At 67.5% G+C, this 2,260-nt stretch carries 2 protein-coding genes; both read right to left on the reverse strand.

What is annotated here, in order from left to right; translation table 11 throughout:
- Positions 1 to 611 (reverse strand): phosphotransferase (locus DFR74_RS35155; RefSeq protein WP_113975436.1); only part of this gene is annotated, 611 nt, incomplete at its 3' end.
- Positions 608 to 1,885, reverse strand: a complete 1,278-nt coding sequence (locus DFR74_RS35160) for a hypothetical protein (protein ID WP_147266055.1) — start codon at positions 1,883 to 1,885, stop codon at positions 608 to 610. The genes DFR74_RS35155 and DFR74_RS35160, both read right to left, overlap by 4 nt.
- Between the last annotated feature and the right edge of the window lie 375 nt (positions 1,886 to 2,260).

The raw sequence follows: 2,260 nt of genomic DNA on the forward strand, positions 1-2,260 counted from the left end.
GCGAAGCTGATCTCGTCCCAGTCGCCGAGACGGACGATGTCGTTGTCCCAGAGGGTGTTTCCCCGGTAGGCGTCGCCGTGGACCAGTCCTTGCCCGAGTTGTGTGGGCAGGGTGTGGTAGCTGGTGATCAGGTCCTCGGCGCGGTCAGTAAGCCAGTTGCGGTCGCTCTCGGTGAGAACGTCCGCGGCCTCGGATTCGAGGATCCTGCGCAGTCCCAGCAACGGCGGGTAGTCCGGCAGCGGGAATGGTGGGGCGGGCAGGGCGTGTATTTGCCGCAGGATTGTCCCGAGTGCGTGTACCGGGGGCTGGGGGCGGTCGTGTTGGGGATAGTAGCGCCAGAAGGTGACGGTCGCGTGGCCGACATCCACGGCGCGGTCGAGCGCGGGTTCGGTGACGGGGATGCCGTGCTCGGCCAGCCAGACCGTGGCGGTGAGCCCGGCGCGTGCGCGAAGTCCGTCGTGCTCGTTGGCGCTGATTCTCGCGACGATGTCGACCTCGGGGAGCACGTAGACGGTGTTGCTGTGTGCGCGGAGCAGTCGGGCGTTGTGAGCGGGTATGCCGGCGTCGCGGCATGCGGTGGCGAGGATCTCGGCGGTGGAGAGAACGGTCATCCGGTGTGGCGGGAGGCGGTCAGCATGGTGATCTCCTCGCTGAGCTGTCGGGAGGTGCTGTCGTTGGCATGGTGAGCGCCCGACAAGGCGGTGTCAACCGCGCCCAGACCATCGAGGACCGGCTGGATTCGCTGTTCTGCTGGCAGTCGCAGTACGGGGGTGAGGATCTCGGCGGCGCCGTCGAGTTCACCGGTGCTGATGCGTGCGATGGCGACATCGGCACGGGCCAGGGCCTCGTCGCCGTAGGAGCGTTGAACGGCGGGCCCAGCCTCGTAGGCGGTGATCGCTTCCAGTGCCCAGTGCTGCGCGCGGTCGTGATCGCCGAGCAACCGGAATGTACTGCCCGCGTAGTAGGCCATCTTGGCGAGCGGGAATCGCAAGGCTCCACCGAGCACCGTGAGGTCGTCGGAGGACGGAGTCTCGGCCGCGTGCACCGCGCGGGTGATGGCAGATTGCGCGTCCTCGGCGCGACCGAGCCGGGCCGCGCATCGAGCCTCGATCGAGGCCAACCGGACTTGCGGCTCACCGGTCGGGGCGAGGGTGGCGGCGTGGCGTGCCAGGCGCATTCCGGTTTCGGGGTCGCCGTTCCACTCGGCGATCAGCGCGCGTGTTCCGCCCGCCCAGGCACGCAATCCGGCGTGTCCGATCCGGGTGGCTATCTCCTCGGCGGCGATCGCGTGCCGCTTGGCGGCGCGGCCGTCGCCCAGGTTCTCGGTGACATGAGCGAGCAAGTCGACCGTAATTCCCCCGAGCACCAGCAACTCCCGCGCCAGTGCGGGTGCCGGGCCTGTCTGAAGCGCGGCCCGCAGCTCATCACGCAACAACCTCAACCGGGTGATCAACGGACGTGGTGGCGCGTGAACGAACTGGCGGCCGATCAGCGACACCTCGTCAGCGAACAGCTCCACCGAGATCTGCCCCGCTGAAGCGGTTAGCCACTCGGCGAACTCCGTCGACTCCCGCGCCACCACCTCGAGGTCGCCCTCGACACCCACCACACCATCGTGTCGCGGAACCGGTACCCCAACACCCGCCAGACCCGCACTCGCACCAGGCGCAAGTCGATGGTCGCTCTGGTGTCGGTTCCGCCATGCTGTTTCACCTTCAGCGATGATCTGGGCGAACCGCTCCCGATCTTCGGGCGTGGTGCGCTGCTGGTAGGCGGTGTCAAGAATGGTTTGGGTGCGAGGGCGGGGTGTCAGATCGCTCAAATTGGCGCGCCATTTGGCGACCGTGGTGGCTTCCACGCCCAGCATGTCGGCGAAGTCGCGCACAGAGCATCGCATCGCCTGCTGCAACGCAGCGGCCTCGAATCCAGTCCATTCCCGCCCTGTGATCATGTTTCCCCACCTGCATGCGTGTGTCGGGCCTGTGTGAACGACAACGGTACGCAAATGTTAGGCCAACGCTGGACGGTATGCGCGAAACCGCGTGCGGGGCAGGGTTGAACGCAGCACCCGGTACCGGAGCACCGGCCGTGACCCCTTGCACGGCGTGCTCGCCCGCCGGGAGTGGAGGTGGGCGGGCGCGAGCGTCCACCGGTACTGGGTGCCCTTCATCCGACGAGCCTGGCAGGGAGGCGTCCATGGGTTGATCTGCCGAATTTGGGTGGCCGTCATGACCGACACCAGCGATACCCCGGTCTCGCG

Origin of the sequence: Nocardia puris, from assembly GCF_003315035.1 — a bacterium.
Classification (GTDB): Bacteria; Actinomycetota; Actinomycetes; order Mycobacteriales; family Mycobacteriaceae; genus Nocardia; species Nocardia puris.